Genomic DNA, 246 nt, shown 5'->3' with positions numbered 1-246 from the left:
CCGAAGTGGCGCGTATGCATTCAGATCATGACCGAAGCCCAGGCCACGGCGCACTACGAGAACCCGATTGACGTGACCAAAACTTGGTCGCAAAAAGAGTTCCCGATGAACGAGGTCGGTGAATTGGAGCTCAACCGTAATCCGCAGAACTACTTTGCTGAGGTCGAGCAAGCGGCATTCGGGCCGAGCAACATGGTTCCAGGCGTTGGCCTATGACCGGATCGTATGCTGCAGGGTCGCGTATTC

General features: G+C 56.1%; 1 pseudogene. It reads left to right on the top strand.

From position 1 onward, the window contains the following. Positions 1-213 (top strand): annotated as a pseudogene (locus tag QN399_RS26525) (catalase); the annotation flags it as partial. Between the last annotated feature and the right edge of the window lie 33 nt (positions 214-246).

This window comes from Pseudomonas sp. 10C3, assembly GCF_036346185.1.
Taxonomy (GTDB): domain Bacteria; phylum Pseudomonadota; class Gammaproteobacteria; order Pseudomonadales; family Pseudomonadaceae; genus Aquipseudomonas.
This window is presented reverse-complemented; position numbering and strand designations above follow the sequence as displayed.